19 protein-coding genes are annotated in these 24878 nt (G+C 47.0%); 9 read left to right on the top strand and 10 right to left on the bottom strand.

The window, feature by feature from the left end; translation table 11 throughout:
* The first annotated feature begins 35 nt into the window (after positions 1-35).
* The 6 genes from cpdA (at position 36) to BM100_RS10830 (ending at position 7584) form a co-directional block, all read left to right on the top strand.
* Entirely contained in the window at positions 36-875 is an 840-nt protein-coding gene (cpdA, locus tag BM100_RS10805; protein WP_092510776.1) for a 3',5'-cyclic-AMP phosphodiesterase, read from the top strand.
* Entirely contained in the window at positions 875-1483 is a 609-nt protein-coding gene (yqiA, locus tag BM100_RS10810) for an esterase YqiA (protein ID WP_092510778.1), read from the top strand. Before cpdA ends, yqiA begins: the two co-directional genes overlap by 1 nt.
* 73 nt (positions 1484-1556) lie before the next feature.
* Entirely contained in the window at positions 1557-3452 is a 1896-nt protein-coding gene (gene parE, locus BM100_RS10815) for a DNA topoisomerase IV subunit B (protein WP_092510780.1), read from the top strand.
* 84 nt (positions 3453-3536) lie between these two features.
* A complete protein-coding gene (gene parC / locus BM100_RS10820; RefSeq protein WP_092510782.1) occupies positions 3537-5789 on the top strand; it encodes a DNA topoisomerase IV subunit A in 2253 nt (750 codons plus the stop codon).
* Between the two features lie 137 nt (positions 5790-5926).
* The gene (locus BM100_RS10825) at positions 5927-6658 is read left to right on the top strand and encodes a 1-acylglycerol-3-phosphate O-acyltransferase (RefSeq protein WP_092510784.1); all 732 of its coding nucleotides are present in this window, start codon (positions 5927-5929) and stop codon (positions 6656-6658) included.
* Between the two features lie 194 nt (positions 6659-6852).
* Positions 6853-7584 carry a 1-acylglycerol-3-phosphate O-acyltransferase gene (locus BM100_RS10830; RefSeq protein WP_092510786.1) on the top strand — a complete coding sequence of 244 codons (732 nt, stop codon included), beginning with the start codon at positions 6853-6855 and terminating at the stop codon, positions 7582-7584.
* Positions 7585-7739: 155 nt separating this feature from the next.
* Here BM100_RS10830 and BM100_RS10835 read toward each other — a convergent pair whose 3' ends face one another.
* Positions 7740-8225 (bottom strand): RidA family protein, encoded by a 486-nt coding sequence (locus BM100_RS10835; protein ID WP_092510788.1) that lies wholly within the window; start codon positions 8223-8225, stop codon positions 7740-7742.
* 12 nt (positions 8226-8237) lie between these two features.
* Positions 8238-9662 carry an NAD(P)/FAD-dependent oxidoreductase gene (locus BM100_RS10840; protein ID WP_092510889.1) on the bottom strand — a complete coding sequence of 475 codons (1425 nt, stop codon included), beginning with the start codon at positions 9660-9662 and terminating at the stop codon, positions 8238-8240.
* A gap of 1278 nt (positions 9663-10940) precedes the next feature.
* On the opposite strand from BM100_RS10840, the gene ftsP reads away from it, so the two are divergent.
* Positions 10941-12383, top strand: coding sequence for a cell division protein FtsP (gene ftsP, locus BM100_RS10850; protein WP_092510792.1), 1443 nt, complete (start codon positions 10941-10943; stop codon positions 12381-12383).
* A gap of 174 nt (positions 12384-12557) precedes the next feature.
* Positions 12558-13043 (top strand): type 3 dihydrofolate reductase, encoded by a 486-nt coding sequence (gene folA / locus BM100_RS10855; protein ID WP_092510794.1) that lies wholly within the window; start codon positions 12558-12560, stop codon positions 13041-13043.
* A 104-nt stretch (positions 13044-13147) separates the two neighbouring features.
* Here folA and apaH read toward each other — a convergent pair whose 3' ends face one another.
* From apaH to lptD, 6 genes are all read right to left on the bottom strand, one after another.
* Positions 13148-13969, bottom strand: a complete 822-nt coding sequence (gene apaH, locus BM100_RS10860; RefSeq protein ID WP_092510795.1) for a bis(5'-nucleosyl)-tetraphosphatase (symmetrical) ApaH — start codon at positions 13967-13969, stop codon at positions 13148-13150.
* 3 nt (positions 13970-13972) lie between these two features.
* A complete protein-coding gene (gene apaG / locus BM100_RS10865; RefSeq protein ID WP_092510797.1) occupies positions 13973-14350 on the bottom strand; it encodes a Co2+/Mg2+ efflux protein ApaG in 378 nt (125 codons plus the stop codon).
* Between the two features lie 27 nt (positions 14351-14377).
* The gene (rsmA, locus tag BM100_RS10870) at positions 14378-15202 is read right to left on the bottom strand and encodes a 16S rRNA (adenine(1518)-N(6)/adenine(1519)-N(6))-dimethyltransferase RsmA (RefSeq protein ID WP_092510799.1); all 825 of its coding nucleotides are present in this window, start codon (positions 15200-15202) and stop codon (positions 14378-14380) included.
* Positions 15192-16196: a 4-hydroxythreonine-4-phosphate dehydrogenase PdxA gene (gene pdxA / locus BM100_RS10875; RefSeq protein ID WP_092510801.1), complete on the bottom strand. Its 1005-nt coding sequence runs from the start codon at positions 16194-16196 to the stop codon at positions 15192-15194. Before pdxA ends, rsmA begins: the two co-directional genes overlap by 11 nt.
* Positions 16174-17478, bottom strand: coding sequence for a peptidylprolyl isomerase SurA (gene surA / locus BM100_RS10880; protein WP_092510803.1), 1305 nt, complete (start codon positions 17476-17478; stop codon positions 16174-16176). Before surA ends, pdxA begins: the two co-directional genes overlap by 23 nt.
* 81 nt (positions 17479-17559) lie before the next feature.
* A complete protein-coding gene (gene lptD, locus BM100_RS10885) occupies positions 17560-19911 on the bottom strand; it encodes an LPS assembly protein LptD (RefSeq protein WP_092510805.1) in 2352 nt (783 codons plus the stop codon).
* A 182-nt stretch (positions 19912-20093) separates the two neighbouring features.
* Between lptD and djlA the strand changes: the two genes are divergently transcribed.
* Positions 20094-20924, top strand: coding sequence for a co-chaperone DjlA (gene djlA, locus BM100_RS10890; protein WP_092510807.1), 831 nt, complete (start codon positions 20094-20096; stop codon positions 20922-20924).
* 6 nt (positions 20925-20930) lie between these two features.
* On the opposite strand, the gene rluA is transcribed toward djlA, so the two are convergent.
* The gene (rluA, locus tag BM100_RS10895) at positions 20931-21584 is read right to left on the bottom strand and encodes a bifunctional tRNA pseudouridine(32) synthase/23S rRNA pseudouridine(746) synthase RluA (RefSeq protein ID WP_092510809.1); all 654 of its coding nucleotides are present in this window, start codon (positions 21582-21584) and stop codon (positions 20931-20933) included.
* A 183-nt stretch (positions 21585-21767) separates the two neighbouring features.
* A complete protein-coding gene (gene rapA / locus BM100_RS10900; RefSeq protein WP_092510811.1) occupies positions 21768-24677 on the bottom strand; it encodes an RNA polymerase-associated protein RapA in 2910 nt (969 codons plus the stop codon).
* Between the last annotated feature and the right edge of the window lie 201 nt (positions 24678-24878).

Genomic DNA, 24878 nt, shown 5'->3' on the forward strand with positions numbered 1-24878 from the left:
AATAATCCTTATGATCGACAGGAAAAGGAAACCTTTTGGAAAGCCGGCTTGAAATACCTGTGGCAGAAGGCGCCACAGCCAGAATACTGCAAATTACCGACACACACCTTTTCGCCAATGAAAGAGATTCGTTGCTGGGAGTCAACACTTATCGCAGCTATCACGCTGTTTTGGACATGATCCTTGAACAAAATCTCGACATTGACTTAATTGTTGCAACCGGTGATTTGGTTCAGGATCAGAGCATCAATGCCTACCAGCTTTTTGCTGAAGGAATTGCTCGCTTGCCTGCGCCTTGTGTTTGGTTACCCGGTAATCATGATTATCAACCCGCGATGGTTGATACTTTGGCCGCTGCAGGCATTTCACCTTCCAAGCAAATATTTATCGGGCAACATTGGCAATTGATCATGCTGGACAGCCAAGTGCAGGGTGTTCCTCATGGCGAGTTAACGGAATATCAGTTGGAATGGATGGAAAAATGTTTGGATGAACATAGTGAACGTCATGCGATTGTCATGCTTCATCACCATCCTTTGCCTTCCGGATGTACTTGGCTGGATCAACACAGTTTACGCAATGCCCCTGAATTATCAGAATATTTGAAAGGCAAAACACAGGTGAAAGGCATACTGTGCGGGCATATCCATCAGGAAGTCGACAAAATGTGGAATGGCATCCGTGTGCTGGCGACGCCATCAACCTGTGTGCAATTTAAGCCGCATTGTACTAATTTTATGCTTGATACAGTGGCTCCGGGATGGCGTTACCTCGAACTGTCTGTGGCTGGCAACCAAGATGCAATATTGAAAACCCAAGTTCACAGGCTTAAGAGTAATGAGTTTTGCCCGGATTTAGATTCGGACGGGTATTAATGTCAACGTTACTTTATTTACATGGTTTCAACAGTTCGCCACAATCAGCAAAAGCGAATGCGCTGAAAACGTGGTTGCACCAACAATATCCTGAAATTGATATGTTGGTGCCGCAATTACCGCCTTATCCTGAAGATACCGCTATCTTACTGGAAGAATTGGTGATGGAACGCGCCGGGGAACACATCGGGCTGGTGGGGTCTTCCCTTGGCGGTTATCTGGCCATCTGGCTTTCCCAATGCTTTAGTTTACCTGCCGTGGTCGTTAATCCTGCAGTGCGTCCATTCGACTTGCTTCAGAATTATATTGGGGAAAACGTGAATCCCTACACCGAAGAGCGCTATACTCTCGAACAATGCCATATGCATGATCTCAAAGTGATGCACATTGACCCGCTGGAATCACCTGATCTTATCTGGTTATTGCAGCAATCAGGGGATGAAGTGCTCGATTACCGCCAAGCTGTTGCTTACCTGATGCAGTGTCGGCAAACAGTTGAATCTGGCGGGAATCATGCTTTTATCGGTTTCGAATACTATTTCCCTCAAATTATTGACTTCTTAGGGCTAACCAGTGGCAATAGTAAAAAAATTGCCAAAAATGGGTAAGTGACTGGTATTATCAACAGTATATCAATACTGATTGGCCCCTTAATAACGAAGCAACCGACAGAATTACAACATGACTCAATCTAGTTACAACGCAGAGGCCATTGAAGTCCTCAGTGGCCTGGAGCCAGTTCGTCGTCGTCCCGGCATGTATACCGATACAGCCCGCCCGAACCATCTGGCACAGGAAGTGATCGATAACAGTGTGGACGAAGCTCTGGCTGGTCACGCGAAGCATATTGAAGTAATCCTTCACAGCGATCAGTCTCTGGAAGTGATAGATGATGGCCGTGGTATGCCGGTTGATATCCATCCTGAAGAAAAAGTTTCTGCTGTCGAACTGATCCTGACCCGCTTGCACGCGGGAGGAAAATTCTCCAATAAAAATTACCAGTTTTCTGGTGGCTTGCATGGTGTGGGGATCTCTGTGGTCAACGCCCTGTCCAAGCGTGTGGAAGTGACTGTCCGTCGTGACAGCCAAGTTCATCAAATCGCGTTTGAAAATGGCGAAAAAGTGCAAGAGCTGGACGTTATCGGCAGTTGTGGCAAACGCAACACCGGAACCAGCGTCCACTTCTGGCCGGATGAAAGCTATTTCGATATACCCCGTTTTTCTATTACTCGCTTGACGCATCTGCTGAAAGCCAAGGCAGTATTGTGTCCGGGGGTTGAAATTGTCTTTAAGGACAAACTGAATAGCACCGAGCAGAAATGGTGCTATGCCGATGGCCTGACAGATTATCTGCTGGAGGCTGTGAACGGATTGGTCACATTGCCTCAATCGCCTTTTGTCGGCACATTTAGCGGAGAAACCGAAGCAGTTGACTGGGCGGTACTTTGGTTGCCGGAAGGGGGAGAACTTCTGACGGAAAGTTACGTGAACCTGATCCCGACAGTACAGGGTGGAACTCATGTCAACGGCCTGCGTCAGGGGCTGCTGGATGCGATGCGCGAATTTTGTGAATTCCGCAACCTATTGCCACGTGGCGTCAAACTCTCTGCTGATGATATCTGGGATCGCTGTGCTTACGTGTTGTCCCTCAAAATGCAGGATCCACAATTTGCAGGGCAGACCAAAGAACGTCTTTCATCGCGTCAATCTGCGGCCTTTGTTTCCGGTGTGGTAAAAGATGCATTCAGCCTGTGGCTGAATCAACACACTCAGGATGCGGAACAGCTTGCCGAAATGGCAATTGCCAGCGCCCAGCGCAGAATGCGTGCGGCAAAGAAAGTGGTACGTAAAAAGCTGACCAATGGCCCTGCACTGCCGGGCAAATTAGCAGACTGTACCGCGCAAGATCTGAATATTACCGAACTGTTTTTGGTGGAAGGGGATTCTGCGGGCGGTTCAGCGAAGCAGGCCCGTGACCGTGAATTTCAGGCGATCATGCCGCTGCGCGGAAAGATCTTGAATACGTGGGAAGTCTCTTCTGATGAAGTATTGGCTTCGCAGGAAGTGCACGATATTTCCGTTGCGATTGGCATCGATCCTGACAGTGAAGACCTCAGCCAGCTGCGTTACGGTAAAATATGCATACTGGCGGATGCGGATTCTGATGGTTTGCATATCGCCACGTTGCTGTGCGCCCTGTTTGTCCGTCACTTCCCGACACTGGTGAAGCGCGGGCATGTCTATATGGCGATGCCGCCGCTGTATCGCATTGACCTCGGCAAAGAAGTGCATTATGCGCTGGATGAAGGGGAAAAAAGCGCCATACTGGATCGTTTGAGCCGCAAGCGTGGCAAACCTAATGTCCAACGCTTTAAAGGACTGGGGGAAATGAATCCCATGCAGCTGCGTGAAACCACATTAGACCCCAATACGCGCCGTCTGGTGCAATTGACTATCGATGATGAGAATTATCAAGAAACGTTTGCTGTCATGGACATGCTTCTGGCGAAGAAACGCTCAGAAGATCGCCGGAATTGGCTGCAAGAAAAAGGTGATTCGATTGACATTGAAGTTTAGCGGAAATGCCGTAAATTCCCGCCCGACAGGGTGGGATTCAATCACCGTACGGTAGTCAAAACAGGATCCTGAGGAAATAAATACATGAGTGAGATAACTCACGATGGTGTGGAGCGTCAGCCGCTTCACACGTTCACTGAAAACGCCTATTTGAATTACTCCATGTACGTCATCATGGACAGGGCGCTGCCTTTTATCGGTGATGGTTTAAAACCCGTTCAGCGCCGCATTGTTTATGCGATGTCAGAGTTGGGGCTGAGCAACAGCGCCAAGTTTAAAAAATCTGCCCGTACCGTGGGGGACGTGCTTGGCAAATACCATCCACATGGCGATGGCGCTTGCTATGAAGCGATGGTTTTAATGGCACAGCCTTTCTCATACCGTTATCCGCTGGTGGATGGTCAGGGTAACTGGGGTGCCCCGGATGATCCAAAATCCTTTGCCGCGATGCGTTATACCGAATCCCGCCTGTCCAAATATGCTGAGTTGCTGCTGAGTGAATTGGGGCAAGGTACAGTGGATTGGATGCCAAACTTTGATGGCACTTTGCAGGAGCCGAAAATGCTGCCTGCGCGCTTGCCCAATATTTTGTTGAATGGCACCACCGGCATTGCCGTAGGGATGGCAACTGACATTCCACCGCATAACTCCCGTGAAGTGGCGAATGCGTTGATTGCGATGCTGGATAATCCGGAACTGTCGCTTGATCAGGCGATGGAATACATCCAAGGGCCGGATTACCCAACAGAAGCCGAAATAATCACATCAAAGGAAGATATCCGCAAAATCTACAAAACCGGTCGTGGCTCCGTGCGTATGCGGGCCGTGTGGTCGAAAGAAGAGGGCAATGTCATTATTACCGCCCTGCCACACCAAGTTTCCGGCGCAAAAGTTTTGGAGCAAATCGCCAGCCAAATGCGGGCGAAAAAATTGCCAATGGTTGAGGATCTGCGTGATGAATCCGATCACGAGAACCCGACACGTTTAGTGATTGTTCCACGCACCAATCGTGTGGATGTTGAACAAGTGATGAATCATCTGTTTGCGACCACCGATTTGGAAAAAAGCTATCGTATTAACCTGAATATGATCGGGTTGGACAACCGCCCGGCAGTGAAAGGCTTGGTTGAAATCCTCAGCGAATGGTTGGTTTATCGTCGTGAAACCGTGCGTAGGCGATTGAATCACCGTCTGGAAAAAGTGCTTAAGCGTTTGCATATTCTGGAAGGTTTGCTGGTGGCGTATCTCAACATTGACGAAGTGATCCATATTATTCGCAATGAAGATGAACCCAAGGCTGTATTGATGGAGCGTTTCGAATTAACAGAAACGCAGGCTGAAGCCATTCTGGAGTTGAAATTACGTCACTTGGCGAAGCTGGAAGAAGTTAAAATCCGTGGCGAACAGAATGAGCTGGCAAAAGAGCGTGACAAATTGCAGTCAATCTTGGGTTCAGAGCGAAAACTAAATACGTTGCTGAAAAAAGAGATTATTGCGGATGCCGAAAGCTACGGTGATGAGCGTCGCTCTCCACTGAAAGAGCGCACGGAAGCAAAAGCCATGAGCGATCATGATATTTTGCCATCAGAGCCAATTACGGTTGTCATGTCAGAAATGGGATGGGTACGCAGCGCGAAAGGGCATGAAATCGATCCGGCTGGTTTGAATTACAAATCCGGAGATAACTTCCGCAGTGCGGTACGTGGCAAGAGTAACCAGCCTGTGGTCTTTATTGATTCGACCGGGCGCAGTTACTCCGTGGATCCACTGGATTTGCCATCAGCCAGAGGGCAGGGTGAACCGCTGACGGGTAAATTGGCATTGCCGGCCGGCGCATCGGTTGAACATCTTTTGATGGCGAAAGAAGATCAAAAACTCTTGATGGCATCTGATGCGGGTTATGGTTTTATCTGTACATTCAGTGATCTCATAGCCAAGAACCGTGCAGGTAAGGCGTTGATTACTCTGCCTGAAAATGCCAAAGTCATGCAGCCTCTGGAGATCAACAGTGAGCAGGATGACATGCTATTGGCTATCACCAAAGCTGGCCGCTTGTTGATGTTCCCGGTGGCTGATCTTCCGCAGCTTTCGAAAGGCAAAGGCAATAAAATTGTCTCCATTACTGCGGCCCAAGCTGCGTCAGGGGAGGATATGCTGAGCTGGTTGCTGATTTTGCCTCCACAATCGTCAATCACGCTTTACTTCGGCAAACGCAAACTATTGCTTCGTCCAGAAGATTTGCAAAAATTCAGGGCGGAACGCGGTAGGAAGGGAACTTCTCTGCCACGTGGTTTACAGCGTGTTGAACGCGTCGAAGTGGATACCCCGAAATCATAAAATAAATTGAGGCAACCACGCCATACCAAGGGATTTAAACATGCAGCGCAATCAACACGGCTGCCACTTGGAAAATCGTGGAATTAAATTATAACTGCGGGCCAGCTTAATACTGGCCTGCTCTGCAAGAGGCAACCATGCTCGCGATCATTCGTGGAATCATTGTTATTCTGTTTACTATTTTGGTCTTTATTTTCGGCGGTATTTACTGCTTATTCAGTCCACGCAATCCACGCCATGTGATGACTTTTGGACACGCGTTTGGCAAATTGCACAAAATATTCGGCATTAAGCTGCTGGAACGCATTCCAGCCGATGCCCGTCAGTACGGCCCCAGTATTTATATCGGCAACCACCAAAATAATTTCGACATGATTACCATGTCGAATGCGGTACAGCCACGCACAGTGACAGTTGGCAAAAAAAGCCTGGTATTTATTCCCTTTTTTGGTCAGCTTTATTGGCTGACAGGTAACATTCTGATTGATAGAAACAACCGGACAAAAGCGCACGGTACAATTTCACAGGTTGTCGAGCAGATCAAAAAACACCAGATCTCAGTCTGGATGTTCCCCGAAGGAACACGCAGCCGGGGTCGTGGCTTGTTGCCATTCAAAACCGGTGCTTTCCACGCGGCTATCACGGCAGGTGTACCCATCGTGCCTGTTTGTGTTTCGACAACACATGGCAATATAAAACTTAACCGCTGGAATAACGGCTCGGTGATTGTTGAAATGTTACCGCCGATTGATACGACAAAATACACCAAAGAGCAGGTTCGTGAATTGGCAGAGCATTGTCGACAACTGATGCAAAACAAAATCGAAGAGTTGGATAAAGAAGTTAGCGAGCTGAACAAGCAAAAATAATTGAATGCCTAACGTGTATTAAGCTTGTCGAAGTAGAAAGATCTAAGCCATAACCCCATTTGAGGTAATTACGCTATCCCGCTATTAAATTTCAAGTTGCAGTACAATCAACACGGCCACAACTTGGAAAATCATGGGGTTATGGTCATTATATGTAGGCCAGTTTGTACTGGCCTACTCTGCAAGAGGCAACTATGCTCGCGATCATTCGTGGAATTATTGTTATTTTGTTTACTGTCCTGGTCTTTATCTTCGGCGGTATTTACTGCTTATTCAGCCCACGCAATCCATGCCATGTGATGACTTTTGGCCGCATATTTGGCAAATTGCGCAAGCTATTCGGCATTAAGCTGCTGGAACGCATCCCAGCCGATGCCCGCCAGTATGGCCCCAGTATTTATATCGGCAACCACCAAAATAATTTCGATATGATAATCATGTCGAATGCAGTGCAGCCACGCACAGTGACAGTTGGCAAAAAAAGCCTGGCATTTATTCCTTTCTTTGGTCAGATTTATTGGCTGACAGGCAACATTCTGATTGATAGAAGCAACTGGACAAAAGCGCACGGTACAATTGCACAGGTTGTCGAGCAGATCAAAAAACACCAAATTTCAGTCTGGATGTTCCCCGAAGGAAATCGCAGCCGGGGCCGAGGCTTACTGCCATTCAAAACCGGCGCTTTCCACGCGGCTATTACGGCAGGCGTACCCATCGTGCCTGTTTGTGCTTCTTCAACACACGGCAATATAAAACTTAACCGCTGGAATAATGGCACGGTGATTGTCGAAATGTTGCCGCCGATTGATACGACAAAGTACACCAAAGCGCAGGTTCGTGAATTGGCGGAGCATTGTCGGCAATTGATGCAAAACAAAATCGAAGAGTTGGATAAAGAAGCCAGCGAGTTGAACAAGAAAAAATAATGGAATGGCGTCAAAATGACGAAAATCGTTAAATTTTTTCTCTTAAATTAAGATAAAACGAAAAAGCCTGAATCCGGTAAGAATGCCGAATTCAGACCAATTAACGACTGTTGTGGTATAGAGAGGATACCTTTACTGATTTCGTTGACGTTGCGTCAATCAGGACGAACAGCCGTCACTTCGATCTCAACACGCCATGCCGGGTTAGCCAGCTTTGCCACCTGAACAGTAGTGCGGGCCGGAAGTTTGTCGGTGTTCTTTTCGTTGAAGAACTGGGAATAACCGGCCATAAAACCTTTGAAGTCCATATTGCCGTTAGTTTCATCGCCGCCGACCAAAAACACCTGCATTTTGACGACATCTTTCATTTCCAGCCCGATTTTACCTAGATGGCTTTGGATCTGTGCTAGCACATTAATGGTCTGTGCTTTGGTATCACCATATGAAGCCAGAACGCCTTCAGGTGCATCTTTCGCGATTTTCGTCGGGACTTTTCCGCTGAGGAAAACAATGGCTTTGTTGCTGCTGACTTCCACAGATTCGGCGATCGGCATACCTTCCAGTTTGTGGTAACGAACACCTTCAGCGTTGGCAACACCCCAAACGAATGGAATAACGAACAACATGTTTTTTAAACGCATAATACCCCCTATTTACGAATTGAAACGCGAGAGACTGAATGGTGTCGGGTCAATGACTGGCTTTTTGCCCATGACGATATCGGCCGTAATTTCTGAAGCTGCTGGCCCTTCAGTCATACCCCAAATCGTTGCCGTGTTAATGACAAGCCCCGGATATTCCTTCACTTCCGAAATGATCGGAAGCTCGTCTGGAGCTGGGCTTACTATCGCCCCCCATCGTTCGACAACTTTAGAATTTTGGAACACGGGAAATTCAGCTTTCATAAGCTCAAATACCGCATCCAAGTGCGCATTGCTTTGCGTTGCCGTTACAATACGGTGAGTTTCAAATGGCGAGATTTCATCCAACTTCCACTGAGTAGGCATTTTGAAAGAATTGAACAGATCTTTACCTAGCGAGAAATAGAGTGGTAGCTCGTCACCACTCAGCAAATGAACGAATTTCGGCCCCAGAAGGAAACTGTCTTTCACGATGGAACTGGTGAAAATTCTCGGCGCTACGGCATAGGTTCCGTCTGCTTGCTCGCGGAAATGAATGCCGGTCGGTAGATGAACGTTGCCATGAGGTGCGCCGGGTACGCCGGAAACACGTTGTTGTGACAGATAGACATCCAGTGTTGGAATATTCACGCCAAGGTTACCCATGAAAAGCCTTGACCAGATACCCGTTGCCAGCACAACGGAAGATGTTTTGACACTCCCCCTTTCGGTGACAACGTCGGACACTTTTCCACCAGATGTTTCGATACCACGTACGGCGCAGTGGGTGAAAATTTTGACGCCGATCTTCATGGCGTACTTCGCTAAAACAGGCACGCCAGTTTCGGGATCAACACTGCCGGAATCCTCTTCAAAACCGGCAATTTTCCACGGCGTTTTAGCGCCGGATAGACGTTGAGCCAGCTCCTTGCCTTCAATTAATCGGGTTTCCAAAGGTGTACCGAAATCGTCATAATGTTGGGCGGATTTAACCCAAGCGATGGCATTCGCCAGATCTTCTTCACTCGACGGAACTTCAACCCGTCCCTGCGTTCGATAGCTGGTATCATCCCCGATCTTTTCGTTCATTCCACGCCACAGCATTTTGCCATAGTGATGCATCGGAAAGACTTCAGGGGGGGTTTTGTAGCTGATGATTTGACTGTAAGCGCGCCCGGATTGTTCTCCTGCGATGTCACCTTTTTCAAACAGGGTAACGCTCATACCTCTTTCTGCGAGATTAATCGCTGTCAGAACACCTTGAATACCGCCGCCAATGATGACGACATCAGATTCTTTCGGTAACTCTTCAACTGTGCCATCCACTGGCAATGCTCTGGATTTGGTGACAATAAACGTACCTTCACGACGAATCATTGGCACTAAAGCCGAAGCTCCACCTGCCAATACACCAGCAGCACCAAGCCCTAACAGCAATTTTCTCCGAGAGATTTGCATATTCACCTCGACACCCCTGAATCGGGGAGTTAGTAACATACAGGAATCACCCTCATGATTTTTTGAGGGGATGACTCCACCCAGCCCACACAAAGAAAAATAAGCCCTGCCAGAATTAACCAAATAAAACGCTTGGTTTTCTGTTCTTCTTTCCGGCGCCAGATAGCTCTGGTGCAAAGGAAATCACAGCGAAGCATGTTCAGCGCCCGCTCTTCATTTGCCAAAAGAGTCGGTTTGTACACGGCAACACAGCACTCGTCATTCCCTCGGCGAGTCACTGAAATATTTCAAAAACAATGAAGCAGCTTACTTTCAGCTCATCGAATTTCGTTCGTATTTTTAGTTATTTTTTCAAATGAAACTTTTTCAATTTAAATTTATTTAAAAACAATGAGTTCAATTGAAATATTTTCAAAATTAACACTTTCAACTGAAATGTTTTCGCAAGTAATTTTTTCAAGGAAAATCATTTGAAACTCAATGTTTTCAAAAGAAAAATTTTTCAATATAAGGAATTAAATAATGTTTATTGAATAGGGTATAATAAATTTTGATATAGATGGTCAAGGAATATTCAACACTTTTTTGTTTCTTGCCACGGGCATCTCATAAATCACGGGTAGTTATTAATATGAAAACGATATTTAATAATTTCTTTAACTCTAAATAGCAGGCAAGTTCCCCCGACGTTTAAACGCAAGGATGAGCAATATGTCCCGCAATCTCTTGCGTTGATGTGAGTGGACTGAGCAAGGAAAGGAAAATTCCATAACGGGTACTGCCAAAACAGGCATGGATAGAAATGAATGTTCACTGCGCAAGTGAAATGAAGTGAAAATATGATGTTATTAAGGACGGCGATGGGAATGTTTCCCGGCAATATATTGCCGGAATGGTAGGCAAATACACTTCAATTATTGTCAGAATACTCAGTGGAAGAACTACCCCAATTTGCGGAGTATACATTAGGTCAATTTGGTGATGTGTGATACGTCGATACCGATAATCTGAAGGTCTGAGATATAAAGCGCACTGGATAAATTTAAGATAGTTTTAGAATTTATTTCCCATTCGCGATATGATTGCGTTTAATAAATTACCGTTTTTATTAAACGCAATCGATAGAATATTAAACCCCAATTGCTATTATTGAGGGTTCCATCCCAGTAATTATTTGAATTATGCAGTCATTGTGTAGTGTTTGCGTCTAGACTAGCAATCATTGGTGTTGCTGTTTTTGTCTTTTGTCGTGAATATTATCCCTGCTGTGGAGAATGTATGTCACTGAGTCGGCGCCAGTTTATTCAGGCATCTGGTTTGGCAATGTGTTTAGGGGCAATTCCTTTTGCGGTTCGGGCTAATAAAAGCCAACAAACCAAGCTACCCGTTCCTCCCTTATTGGAATCCCGAGGTGGGCGACCACTGTTTCTATCTATACAAAAAGCCCATTGGTCATTCAATGGCCAAAATAAAGCCCAGGTTTGGGGCATCAACGGACATTATCTGGGGCCAACTATTCGGGTTCGCCGGGGAGATGATGTCAAACTGATATACAGCAATCGCCTCTCTGAAGATGTTGCCATGACCGTGGGTGGCTTACTGGTGCCTGGAACGTTGATGGGCGGCTCATCACGCTTGATGTCGCCGGGAGAAAACTGGTCACCGGTGATTCCAATCGATCAGCCTGCAACAACTTGTTGGTATCACGCCAATACACCAAATCGCATGGCGCAACATGTATATGCAGGGTTGGCAGGTATGTGGCTGGTGGAAGATGAAAACAGCCGCAGTTTGCCTTTGCCGAAAAATTATGGGGTCGATGATTTTCCTGTCATTTTGCAGGACAAGCGATTGGATAATTTTGGCGTACCGGAATATAACCCACCCGCCAATCAAGGCTTTCTGGGAAACACGTTGGTTGTTAATGGTGTTGAAAACCCTTTTGTGGAAGTCGCCAGAGGTTGGGTTCGGTTGCGTTTACTCAATGCTTCCAATGCCCGTCGCTATCAATTGCAACTGAGTGACGGCCGGCCCTTTTATATGGTTGGGACTGACCAAGGCTTATTGCCTGCGCCGGTGGCTGTGCAGCAATTGTCGCTGGCGCCGGGAGAGCGCCGCGAGGTTTTGGTTGATATGTCCAAAGTGGAAAATGTTACCATTACGGCAGGAGAGTCTGCCGGTGTCATGGATCGTCTGAAAGGGCTGTTTGAGCCTTCGACCAAATTATTGTCAACGACGGTTCTGACATTGAAGGCTTCAGGCTTACTCCCTTTGGCCACAGATCAATTACCGGCTCAGCTTGTGGTTGATAACCCGCAAATCAGTTCCTCTATTCGAAGCCGTCAGCTTTCACTGGGGGACGCTTCGCAAGGCATCAATGGCACATTGCTGAATGACAATCGGATCGATATTACCAGTCAGCAAGGCACATGGGAGCGTTGGATAATCACAACATCGGTTCCTCAGCCTTTCCATATTGAAGGAGTAAGATTCAAGGTAATCAGCCTGAATGGAAATCGCCCGGAGCCTCAGGATTATGGCTGGAAAGATACTCTCTGGATCGAAGAGCGGGCTGAGTTATTGGTGAATATGATGCAGCCATCTTATGAACATTTCCCTTTCATGTACTACAGTCAAATATTAGAAATGGCAGATCGTGGCGTTGCTGGGCAATTGCTGATCAATCCAGCAGGCTTCTATGATAATCAGCAAATAAGATGAAGCTATTGTTTGGAGTGTTATTTGTTGAATAATGAATTGATAAACAAAGGATTGTTTAACAATTCATACACAAATTAACTATTTGTTCTGAATAAATTGCTAATCTTATCGACTGAGAGTTGCCCTTTCCGTATAGTGTCAAATTTTCATACTACTTGCCCGTAAGGTGATTTAATGAATATCAGCTTGATTGCTGCGATGGCTATGGATCGAGTTATTGGTATGGAAAACGCCATGCCGTGGACTCTGCCAGGTGATTTAGCCTGGTTTAAACGTAATACACTCGGAAAGCCAGTTATCATGGGGCGAGTTACTTATGAGTCAATTGGCCGGCCTCTGCCGGGACGACTGAATATTGTGATCAGCAGTCAGCCTGCAGGTGATGAACAGGTCACTTGGGTCAACACCATTGAAGCGGCTTTGGCGGCAGCCGGGGACGCTGAAGAAATTATGGTGATGGGGGGAGGAAAAATTTATGAGCAGTTTATTCCTCTGGCCAACCGGATGTATCTGACTCACATTGATGCAGAAGTTATTGGCGACACTCATTTCCCTGATTATGAGCCTGATGAGTGGAATTCTGTTTTTACTGAATATCACGATGCAGATGAAACCAACTCACATGGCTACTGTTTTGAGATTTTAGAACGCCGAGAGTGATTCGGATATTACATCACTACGGAGTGTTACAACTCACTCCGTAGTTATTGTTCAAGTGCTATTGATCAAAGGTTATTGCTCAGAAATCCGCCCAGAAGTCATTGTCAGGATTTCTTGATCAGTGCCGGTTGACGAAAATACTGTTTATCTTCCCAACGCAGCATCGTTAATTCACCTCCCCAACAGCAGCCCGTATCCAAAGCATAAATGCCCGCGGGTGTTCCCTGACCTTCCAGAGCAGCCCAGTGACCAAATACGATGGAGTAATCTTCGGGGATCTTGCGTGGTAATTCGAACCAGGGTTTCAAAGGGGCGGGGGCTTTTTCGGGCTTAGATTTACAGATCATATCCAACTGACCATTGGGAAAACAGTAACGCATTCGAGTCAGTGCATTGGTACTGTAACGCAGGCGCGCCAGCCCACTTAATTCGGGAGACCAGTTATTCGGCATGTCCCCATACATTTCATCGAGAAACAGGGGATAGCTGTCGCTGCAAAGGATGTTTTCCACTTCATGGGCGCACATTCTGGCTGTTTCCAAATCCCATTGTGGAGTCAGCCCTGCATGTGCCATAACCAGCTTCAAATCATCATCTATTTGCAACATCGGCTGTTTTCTCAGCCAATTTATCAATTCATCAATATCGGGTGCCGCGAGTAACTCATCCAATAAGTCTTTCGGCTTATTCCGGCTGATTTTTGCGTAAACCGCCAGCAGATGTAAGTCATGATTCCCCAGTACCAATTTAACCGCAGAACCCAGTTGTTTGACATGACGAAGCACAGCCAGTGAATCGGGGCCACGGGCGATCAAATCACCCGTTAGCCACAATGTATCTTTATCAGGATTAAAATCGACTTGCTCTAATAAGGCGAGAAATTCACGATAACAGCCGTGAATGTCGCCGATAAGATATGTAGCCATAAGTTAGTTTATCAGTGTTGGAATAGCGAGTCGGAATACGGGAATGGCAACACGAAACGAGCGGCCATCATGATCAATCATTTCATAGTGGCCTTCCATTGTACCCAAAGGCGTTTCCAAAATTGCCCCACTGCTATAGCGATATTCTGTTCCGGGCGGGATCAAAGGTTGCTTTCCCACAACCCCTTCCCCCTGAACCTCTGTTTGATGACCATCACTGTTGGTTATACGCCAGTAACGGCTAATGAGCTGTACGGGAGAATGCCCAAGATTACGAATCGATATCGTATAAGCAAACACAAAACGTTGTTGTTCCGGCTGTGATTGGTCTTCTACATAAGTACTTTGTACTTGAATATTAATTCTTGGTTCGTTGAGCATGGTAGCCTCCTGTTGCTGTTACGGCGTTTATTGGTTCCCGGCAACTTCAGGGTGTGATGATAGCCAATTTGCCATTTTACAGTATTGCTCGACAGAGATATTTTCAGCCCGAGTGCTGGGTTCAATGCCCAATTCCGATAACTGTTCAGCAGAAAAAATATTCCCAAGACTATTTCGGATAGTTTTTCGGCGCTGGTTAAATGCCTGAGTTGTAATGCGGGCTAACACACGAATGTCATGAACCGGATTAGGTATAACCTTGTGTGGGATCAGGCGCACAATGGCTGAATCCACTTTTGGCGCTGGCGTAAATGCTGTCGGTGGCACTTCCAGAATAGGAATGACATGGCAGTAGTACTGCGCCATTACAGTCAAACGCCCGTATGCTTTGCTGCCCGGCCCCGCGACAAGACGATTAACTACTTCTTTTTGCAGCATAAAGTTCATGTCAGCGATAGCATCAGTATAGCTGAAAAGATGGAACATCAGCGGGGTAGAAATGTTATAAGGTAAATTACCAAATACCCGCAGCGGCTGTCCGTACTCTTTGGCTATCTGACCAAAATCAACCGTCATTGCATCTTGCTGAATGATTGTCAGCTTATCTTTCAACTTAGGGTGGACATGCAGACGAGCTGCCAAATCACGGTCAAGTTCTACGACAGTCATTTTATCCATGCGCTCACCAACTGGTTCAGTTAGTGCACCCAGACCTGGGCCAATTTCCACAACGGCTTGACCCACCTGTGGGTTCATTGCATCGACAATGCTATCAATAATAAACTGATCGGTTAAAAAGTTTTGCCCGAAGCGTTTACGGGCGTGGTGCCCTTGATGGACTTTATTGTTCATTACTGTTTTGTATCATTTTAATTGCTAGATTTAATGCGGTAATAAAACTACCCACATCAGCTTGACCTGTCCCCGCCAGCTCTAATGCTGTGCCATGATCGACAGAAGTTCGGATAAATGGCAGGCCGAGAGTGATATTCACTGCTCTGCCAAAACCCTGGTATTTTAACACGGGTAGCCCTTGATCATGATACATTGAAAGCACCGCGTCAGCATTATCCAAATATTTGGGCTGGAACAGGGTATCTGCCGGCAATGGCCCTTCCAGCCATATACCTTCTGCCCGCAGACTCTCCAATGCAGGAATGATCACATCAATTTCTTCATGCCCCATATGCCCGCCTTCACCGGCATGGGGATTCAGGCCACAGACATAAATATGGGGGCGGGGAATGCCAAACTTGGTTTTCAAATCATGATTGAGGATGGTGACAACTTCCCGCAAGGAATCAAACGTGATTGCTTTGGGCACATCCAAGAGAGGCAGATGTGTCGTTGCCAGTGCGACCCGCAACTCTTCTGTTGCCAGCATCATGACGACTCTTGAGCACTGGCTGTGATCCGCAAAAAACTCCGTGTGCCCGGTAAAAGGAACGCCGGCATCATTGATGACCCCTTTATGTACCGGGCCTGTTACCAAAGCGGAAAATTCCCCATTCAAACAACCATCGCAAGCTTTCGCCAGTGTTTCCGTGACATAAATACCATTTTCTCGGTTCAACTCACCCACAATGGCGGGAGATTGGAGGTGAACAGGCAGGATAGTCAACGTTCCGGCAGCCTGAGAGGATGAGATATGTTCAGGAGAATAAGGCTGTAGTTGTAAGGGTAAATTCAGTTGCTTGGCTCGTGAAAGCATCAAATCGGGATCAGCGCAAACAACCAATTGAATGGGCCACTCTTTTTGGGCGAGGGCAATAACTAAATCAGGGCCAACCCCGGCTGGTTCGCCGGGGGTGATAACGATAGGTTTATTGTTTTGCATTGCTGCCATCTAAAATTTTCACATAAGCGGAGGCGCGTAATTCCTGCATCCAGTTTTGTGCTTCTTCATTGAATTTACGGTTGAATAGCAGACGGTAAGCGCGATCTTTCTCTGCCGCATCAGTTTTGTCAACTTTACGGGTATCAATCAGTTGAATCAAATGCCAGCCGAAAGAGGAGTGAATTGGTTGACTGATCTCACCTTTTTCCAACTTCATCAACGCATCACGGAAAGCAGGGTCATAAGCCGTTGGCAAATTCCAGCCCAATTCTCCGCCACGCATGGCTGAACCGGGATCTTCAGAATACTCTTTTGCTGCTTTTTCAAATGTAGTTTTACCGCTTAAGATCTCTTCTCTGAGTTGTGTCAGCTCAGTACGAGCCAGCTCATCGTCCATAACAGGCGAGGTTTTCAGCAGGATATGACGGGCATCCACTTCGGTAACTGAAGTCGATGCACGACCGCCGCGAATATCGTTTACTTTGAGGATATGGAAACCGACACCGGAGCGGATTGGGCCAATAACCTGCCCCTTGTGGGCAGACTTAAGCTGTTCAGCAAACAGAGATGGCAATTCCTGTAGCTTGCTCCAGCCCATGTTGCCCCCTTTCAGGGCTTGGGTATCACCGGAATAAGCGATGGCCAGTTTACCGAAATCTGCACCATTTTTGAGCTCAGACAAAATCTTCTTCACCGTCGCCTCAGATTTTTCAAGCTGCTCTTGGGTTGGGTTTTCTGGCAGAGGTATCAAGATATGGCTGATATTGAGATCGGTATCCAGATTGCTCTGGCCACTGATCTGATTGGCCAGTGAGTCAACTTCCTGCGGCAGGATAGAAATACGGCGGCGGACTTCATTATTGCGTACTTCCGCAATCATCATTTCCTTGCGAATTTGATTGCGATAGCTATCAAAGCTAATACCATCTGTAGTCAGATTCTGCTTCAACTGTGCAATAGACATGTGGTTTTGAGCAGCGATATCCGTAATCGCAGATTCCACGGCTTGATCCGGAATAGTAATCTGCATTTGCTTTGCCATTTGCAGGATGATGTCATCCGTAATCAGGCGCTCAAGGATCTGATGACGTAATGTTGCCTCATCCGGTATCTGCTGCCCTGCATGTTTTGCATTGAGTTTAACTGATTGTAAGAGGCTTCTGACGTCGCTTTCCAGTATGACATCATTGTTAACGACAGCAGCGACCTTGTTGAGTTCTTGTGGTGCTGCCGTGGCAACCGAGCTTACTGAAAACATCAATCCGAGAATGAGCGATCTCCAGTTCTTCATACATTTCCCATCATTATTAATCCCGCCTTGGCGGGGTTAGTGTGTTTACATTGTGTGTTTTTGACACCGTGTCTATCGATATCAGAATGCACGTTGGTACGGAAGAATACCTTGCTGCAACATTTTCTGGCTACCCAAACTATGATTGTTACTTAAGCCACGAAGTTCAACGTTGAATGACCATTTATTGTCATATTGACTGCTGCCGAATCTCCAGTTGTCTATCTTGCGCTCATAGCCCACATTGACCGCCCAGCAACAGGTATTGTATTGCACCCCGAGCATTTGGTTTGCCGGTTGCTTCTCCTTGGTATCGTAGTAATACGCGCCGACAAACGCCCAGCGTTCTGATAAAGGCCAGCTGGCTACCATACCGACTTGAGAAATACCTTGTTGGTATTCTGGCAATGTTCCGAGTGTGGATTGAATATAATCACGGTCAACAAAACGGTAATTCAACTGCAACAGACGATCAGCATCACGACGGTATTCCAATATCGCATTACCCATTGTTATGCTGTTCAGGCGGTTATTATATTGCATCCCGCCCTTGAGTCCCCAGGAGTCATTGATTCTCCAATATGCATCTCCGGCCCAAGTCGTGGGGCCTGTGCCTTTTTTGTTGCGGATAAGATCCCTGCCGTTTGGATTGGGGCCTTTGTCTCCGACACGTGGTGGCTCAAAGTAGTAGATTTGACCTATGGAAAGGTTAAAACGTTCAACTAATTCTTCATCATAAATTCGGGTTGTTATGCCAGACGTAAATTGATTGGCTGAAGAAACTCTGTCCAATCCACTGTAGAAGCGGTCACGGAACAATCCGGTATAGTTTGTTTGCAGCAAAGATGAATCAAAGTTATTAATGTTATCTTGATTCTTATAAGGAACATAAAGGTATTGAACGCGAGGCTCCAGCGTCTGGGTATAATCTTTATTCAGGTACATGGCGCGTTCAAACACCATAGTTGCGTCTGATTTAAATACAGGCAAAGCACGGTTAACGGATTTTTCCAGCAGAGGGTTGTTATTTTTGGCCTCCGTAGAAATATCCTGCTCGTAGTGGGTTGCCATCAACTTAAGTTCATTATTGATGCTGGCCCAACCATTGGAGAGTGGCAAGTTAACAGAAGGCTCTAAATGCCAACGCGTTGCATCCGGCCATTTGTTACCAACACTGGTAAATTTAGCTATCTGAGCATAAGTGTGGAAATCAAATGGCCCTAAATCATTTTTATAGTAATTGAGATCTAACTGAGGCGTGGCCCGATATGCTTTTCTGCTATCGCTCGCTGTAAAAATCTGGAACTGTTTGGTGGATAACGTCGCATCCCAGTTTGCTTGCGCATAGCCGAGGCTGAATTTCTGGCTGGCGTAGCCATCAGTACTGGAGCCATACTGTGAAGAAAAATCACTGAAATAATTGGGATCACTGACTTTGGTATAGTCAACACTGAAACGCCAGACTTGATCCATTACCCCACTGTGATTCCAATAGAATAACCAGCGGTTATCGCTATCGCGTGCTGGCCTTATGTTGAGTTTTTTGTCATCGGCATACAGGCGGTCATGGCCAATCCAGTCCAGCGCGATAGTACCGGCACCGGCTTTGGTTAAATAACGGAATTCATTATCCAGCTTCAAGCCGCGCTTGGTAATAAGATGCGGAGTAATCGTGGCATCATAGTTCGGCGCGATATTCCAGTAATAAGGCAGTTGGAATTGGAAACCGTCTTTGTTGGAGAAACTGGCATTGGGGAGCAAGAAACCAGATCGGCGTTTATCGCCAATGGGCAACTGCAAGTATGGGCTATAAAACACAGGCACATTGGCAATCCGGAAACGGGCGTTCCAGATTTCCGCCACTTCTTCTTCACGGTCGAGGATGACTTCGGAACCCACAACACTCCAGCTATCGTTGCCCGGCAAACATGAAGTGAATATCCCATTATTCAAAATGGTGTAGCGGTTTTCATCACGCAACATCATCTTATCTGCGCTACCGCGTCCCTGACGGCCAACCATCTGATAGTCGCCTTGTTCCACATCCGCATCTTTATTATTTAGATTAGCCCAGGCACGTGGCCCTTTTAAAATAATTTGCGGGTCATCATAACTGACATTACCTGTTGCGGTAACGGTACGGATGGGTTCTTTATCTTCTGATTGTTCGAGCCGTACTTTATCGGCTGTCAGCGTTTTATTGCCCTGTTGGATATCAACATTACCAACGAACTCAACGGCACTGGGATATTCCCCGTGAGTATCATCGGATTTAATGTGAACGGGCATTTTGTTGGGATCCCCTGCGATAATGGGCTTATCGTAAACAGGGATACCTAGCATGCATTGTCTTGCAAGGTCAGCATGTGCCTGCTGACTGTAAAGTGCTGCCCATACCATTGTGGCCAGCAGAGTGGGATAACATTTATTCATAGATGTTTATGTGGTTCCGTCATCAGTGGCATCGTGCCGGCAAACGCTCAGAGACTAACGTAATTGAGATATAGGTACCAGCGTAAAGTTTAACTTTGCTAATCTTGCTGTTAGGCACAGAGCTTAATGAATAGTATGATAATGCAAAATTGCGCTCAGGGCATTGGGGAATTGAAGACTATATGCAGTATTGGGGAAAATTATTTGGATTAATATTTGGTATTGCATCCGGGGCTGGGTTCTGGGGGATTGTGATTGGCGTGTTGCTGGGGCATTTACTTGACAAAGTCAGGGCGCGAGGTCAACGTTTCGACGAGAAAACAAAAGGCCCGACCCGGCAAGCGCTGTTTTTTCGCAGTACTTTTCAGGTATTGGGGCATTTGACCAAAGCCAAAGGCCGGGTAACGGAAACCGATATTCAGCTTGCCTCCCAGTTGATGGACAGAATGCAGCTGCATGGCGAAGCGCGCTTATCTGCACAACGGGCATTTCGTGAAGGCAAGCAACCGGAGTTTCCCCTGCGCGAAACATTACGGAAATTAAGGCGTGCCTGCTTCGGCCGTTTTGATCTTATCCGCATGTTCTTGGAGATCCAGCTACAGGCAGCATTCGCAGACGGTGAACTTCATCCCAATGAAAGAACAGTTCTCTTTGTCATTGCCGAAGAACTGGGGATTTCCCGCGTCCAGTTTGAACAATTTCTTGCCATGATGGAAGGTGGCCGCCATTTTGACGGGCATCAATCCGGCGGGCATTATCAACAACGCGGGAACTACCAAGGTTATGGGCAGCCGCGTGCAACATTGGCAGATGCCTGCAAGGTTTTGGGCGTCAATGAACAAGATGATGCCACAACCATCAAGCGGGCTTATCGGAAGCTGATGAGTGAGCATCACCCGGACAAGCTGGTGGCAAAAGGTTTACCACCAGAAATGATGGAGCTTGCCAAACAGAAGGCGCAATCCATCCAAGCCGCTTATGATTTGATTAAAAAAGAGAAAGGCTTCAAATAGCGCCTGCTAAAAATCGGCTTTGCATTCAAAATGCATCGGGGTGCCATAAGCGGGATGCGTAATGAACAGTTCTTGGGCGTGCAATTGCAGGCGAGGTGCCAATTCCCTTGCCTGTGCATGGGCATAGAACCGATCGCCCAAAATTGGGTTGCCAAGTGCCAGCATATGAACGCGCAACTGATGTGAACGCCCGGTGATTGGTGCCAGCCTGACTCGTGTTGCCTGTTCTTCATATTCCAATACTTGGTATTCAGTTTGCGCTGATTTTCCGGTTTCAAAACAAACTTTCTGTTTAGGGCGGTTTGGCCAGTCACAGATCAACGGTAAATCCACTAATCCTTCTTCCTGCTCCATTTTTCCCCAGACGCGCGCGATATAGACTTTTTTCGGTTCACGTTCACGGAACTGCCGTTTCAGCTCCCGCTCGGCCGCTTTAGTCAAGGCAACAACCATAATGCCGCTGGTAGCCATATCCAATCGATGAACGGATTCTGCAGTTGGAAACTCAGCCTGTACCCGAGTCATGATACTGTCCTTGTGCTCTTCAGCTTTACCCGGCACGGAAAGTAGCCCGCTAGGCTTATTGACAACCATAATGTGCTCATCTTGATACAGCACATATAACCAAGGATCTGTCGGGGGATTATAAGACTCCAGCATGAGTGGCTCCAATTGGGTCTGCAAATAAATCGGGTCGGAAAAATAAATCAGGTCAGAAAAATGACGGGGCGCATTCTATCAGTATATGACTGAGGGTGTGAGAATAAATCAGGGGCATCTTGTAGAAAGTGCCCCTGATTTTAATATTGGCCGGGCTATTTACGGGAATTTATAGGAAGCGGCCTATTGGTGGGAAACTACCACCAATCGAATTGCATCCAAACGCCAGTTAGCCTGATCAAGATTGAGCAGAATGTTTTTATGCTCGGATTGAATGGCTTCCAGCTCATCATCACGAATATTCGGGTTAACCGCTCTCAGGGCTTCCAGACGTGACAACTCGGCTGACAGGGCTTCATCAGCCTCTTTCTTCGCTTTTTCAATCAATTCACGCGATTGTTTTTCAATCAAAGGTTCAGATTGTTGTAAAACGGTGTGAACTTCTTGCTGTACCGCATTGACCAGCTTGCTGGCATTGTGGCGATTGATGGCATTCAACTGGCGGTTAAAGCCTTCAAATTCCACTTGAGGAGCCAAATCAGTGCCTTTCAGATCCATCAAAAGGCGAACTGGCGTTGGAGGCAGGAAGCGGGTCAATTGCAGATGCTTGGGAGCCTGCGCCTCAACCACATAAATTAACTCAACCAACAGCGTGCCAACTGGCAGTGCCTTGTTTTTCAGGATGGAAACCGCACAACTGCCAGTATCCCCGGACAGAACTAAATCCAGGCCATTGCGAATGATTGGATGTTCCCAGCTCAGGAATTGAGTATCTTCGCGGGACAGGGCTTTTTCACGCTTGAATGTGACGGAGCAACCATCTTTTGGCAATCCCGGGAAATCCGGTACCAGCATATGGTCGGATGGATGCAGGGCAATAATGCTGTCACTGCGATCTTCCTGATTAATGCCGACAATATCGAACAAATTCAGGGCGAAATTCACCAGATCAGTATCATTATCTTGCGCTGCAATTTTCTCTGCCAGTTTCTGGCCTTGTTCCCCACCGTTGGAATTCATTTCCAGCAGACGGTCACGGCCTTGTTCCAATTGCTGTTTGAGGTGTTCATGATGCTCGCGGCACTCTGAGATAAATTCATTGAAATCCGTTTGCTCATTTGGCTTGGCAAGGTAATTCAGCAACGTTTCATAATACTTGTCATAGATGGTACGACCCGTCGGGCAGGTATGCTCAAAAGCATCCAGACCTTTATGATACCAATTCAGAAGAATGGATTGTGCTGTGTTTTCCAGGTATGGCACGCTGATTTTGATATCGCGGCTCTGGCCGATACGATCCAAGCGACCGATGCGTTGTTCCAGCAAATCAGGATTGAACGGCAGATCAAACATAACGAGCTGATTGGCGAACTGGAAGTTACGGCCTTCGGAACCAATTTCAGAACACAGCAACACTTGGGCGCCTTCTTCTTCAGAGGCAAAGTATGCTGCGGCGCGGTCACGTTCCAACAGGGACAAACCTTCGTGGAACACCGCACTGCGGATACCTTCACGTTCACGCAGAATCTGTTCCAATTGCAACGCGGTTTCGGCCTTGGCGCAGATTACCAGCACTTTCTCGTCACGGTTTGCCATCAGGAAGCCCATCAGCCATTCTACGCGCGGATCGAAGTTCCACCATGTGGCATTTTCACCTTCGAATTCCTGATAGATCCGCTCAGGATAGAGCATATCTTTGGCGCGTGCTTCTACGCTCTTTTTGGCACCCATGATCTCAGACACTTTTATGGCTGTCTGATATTGGGCTGGCAAAGGCAATTTGATTTCGTGCAGTTCACGATGCGGGAAACCCTTCACACCAGAACGGGTATTACGGAACAGCAAACGGCTGGTGCCGTGGCGATCCATCAGCATGCTGACCAGTTCACGGCGAGCATTGTTGCTCTCTTCATCCTGATGGCTGTTTATCGCTTTCAGCAGAGGCTCGATATCTTGCTCGCTGATTAACTCAACAATGGTATTTTGTTGATCATTGCTCAACGCTTTGTCAGACAGCAGCAACGCAACAGCATCTGCAACAGGGCGATATTTCTGTTGCTCATCTATAAACGCCTGATAATCGTGGAAACGACTTGGATCCAGCAGGCGCAGACGGGCAAAGTGGCTCTCCTGTCCCAACTGTTCTGGTGTTGCAGTCAGTAGCAGGACAGCAGGGATTTGCTCCGACAATTGTTCGATAACTTGATACTCGCGGCTTGGGGATTTCTCGCTCCATTCCAGATGGTGAGCTTCATCCACGACCATCAAGTCCCAACTTGCTTCCAGCAAATGCTCGAAACGTTGCTTGTTGCGACGAACAAAATCCAAAGAGCAGATAACCAATTGCTCAGTTTCAAATGGATTGTCACTGTCATGAAGGGCTTCGCTATAGCGGCCATCATCAAACAATGAAAAACGCAAGTTGAAGCGGCGCAGCATTTCCACCAACCACTGGTGTTGCAGGCTGTCAGGCACGATAATCAATACGCGCTCTGCACGTCCTGCCATCAATTGCTGGTGGATAATCATGCCGGCTTCAATGGTTTTACCCAAACCAACCTCATCTGCCAGCAACACGCGGGGAGCGTGACGCTTGCCGACTTCATTGGCAATGTGAAGCTGGTGGGGGATCAGGCTGGCACGAATGCCACGTAGCCCGCTTTCCGCCAAGCGAAATTGCTCGCTTTGGTGTTTACGGGCGCGAAAACGTAATGCAAAGCGATCCATGCGGTCAATTTGACCTGCAAACAGACGATCCTGCGGTTTATTAAACGTCAGCTTGCTATCCAGAAAAACTTCCCGCAGGCAGGTATTTTCTTCTTCAGTATCCAGACGAGTACCGATGTAGATCAGCAGGCCATTATCTTGCTGAACGTCATCGACCTTGATTTTCCAGCCCTCGTGACTGGTCACAGTATCACCCACATTAAACATGACACGGGTAATAGGGGAGTCATTGCGTGCGTAAAGGCGGTTTTCTCCGCTGGCAGGAAAAAGTAACGTCACCATGCGCGCATCAAGCGCGACGACAGTTCCTAATCCAAGTTCGCTTTCTGTATCGCTTATCCAGCGTTGACCAAGAGTAAATGGCATAAATTTTGGCTCAGTTTTCTGTTAGACAATATTAATTTATGGTTGCAGGATGGCTGCTTTTGTTGGATATCGATCAATTATTGGTTATCGATAGGGATAGTTTTCAATGGCACTTTTACAACCCCGTGTTTTGGAAACGGAGTCACAAATGTGTCGTTGCCCGTTAGAGAGGCGATATGTTAATTGAAGCGGAGCAAGCCG

This window comes from Xenorhabdus mauleonii (genome assembly GCF_900113945.1).
Lineage (GTDB): Bacteria > Pseudomonadota > Gammaproteobacteria > Enterobacterales > Enterobacteriaceae > Xenorhabdus > Xenorhabdus mauleonii.

Coding starts and splice junctions, on each gene's coding strand:
- folA (WP_092510794.1), top strand. CDS start 12,558: ATGAATATCAGCTTGATTGCTGCGATGGCTATGGATCGAGTTATTGGT.
- BM100_RS10825 (WP_092510784.1), top strand. CDS start 5,927: ATGCTCGCGATCATTCGTGGAATCATTGTTATTCTGTTTACTATTTTG.
- djlA (WP_092510807.1), top strand. CDS start 20,094: ATGCAGTATTGGGGAAAATTATTTGGATTAATATTTGGTATTGCATCC.
- pdxA (WP_092510801.1), bottom strand. CDS start 16,196: ATGGCAGCAATGCAAAACAATAAACCTATCGTTATCACCCCCGGCGAA.
- surA (WP_092510803.1), bottom strand. CDS start 17,478: ATGAAGAACTGGAGATCGCTCATTCTCGGATTGATGTTTTCAGTAAGC.
- yqiA (WP_092510778.1), top strand. CDS start 875: ATGTCAACGTTACTTTATTTACATGGTTTCAACAGTTCGCCACAATCA.
- rapA (WP_092510811.1), bottom strand. CDS start 24,677: ATGCCATTTACTCTTGGTCAACGCTGGATAAGCGATACAGAAAGCGAA.
- apaG (WP_092510797.1), bottom strand. CDS start 14,350: ATGCTCAACGAACCAAGAATTAATATTCAAGTACAAAGTACTTATGTA.
- rluA (WP_092510809.1), bottom strand. CDS start 21,584: ATGCTGGAGTCTTATAATCCCCCGACAGATCCTTGGTTATATGTGCTG.
- BM100_RS10840 (WP_092510889.1), bottom strand. CDS start 9,662: ATGCAAATCTCTCGGAGAAAATTGCTGTTAGGGCTTGGTGCTGCTGGT.
- lptD (WP_092510805.1), bottom strand. CDS start 19,911: ATGAATAAATGTTATCCCACTCTGCTGGCCACAATGGTATGGGCAGCA.
- BM100_RS10830 (WP_092510786.1), top strand. CDS start 6,853: ATGCTCGCGATCATTCGTGGAATTATTGTTATTTTGTTTACTGTCCTG.
- ftsP (WP_092510792.1), top strand. CDS start 10,941: ATGTCACTGAGTCGGCGCCAGTTTATTCAGGCATCTGGTTTGGCAATG.
- BM100_RS10835 (WP_092510788.1), bottom strand. CDS start 8,225: ATGCGTTTAAAAAACATGTTGTTCGTTATTCCATTCGTTTGGGGTGTT.
- parC (WP_092510782.1), top strand. CDS start 3,537: ATGAGTGAGATAACTCACGATGGTGTGGAGCGTCAGCCGCTTCACACG.
- rsmA (WP_092510799.1), bottom strand. CDS start 15,202: ATGAACAATAAAGTCCATCAAGGGCACCACGCCCGTAAACGCTTCGGG.
- apaH (WP_092510795.1), bottom strand. CDS start 13,969: ATGGCTACATATCTTATCGGCGACATTCACGGCTGTTATCGTGAATTT.
- parE (WP_092510780.1), top strand. CDS start 1,557: ATGACTCAATCTAGTTACAACGCAGAGGCCATTGAAGTCCTCAGTGGC.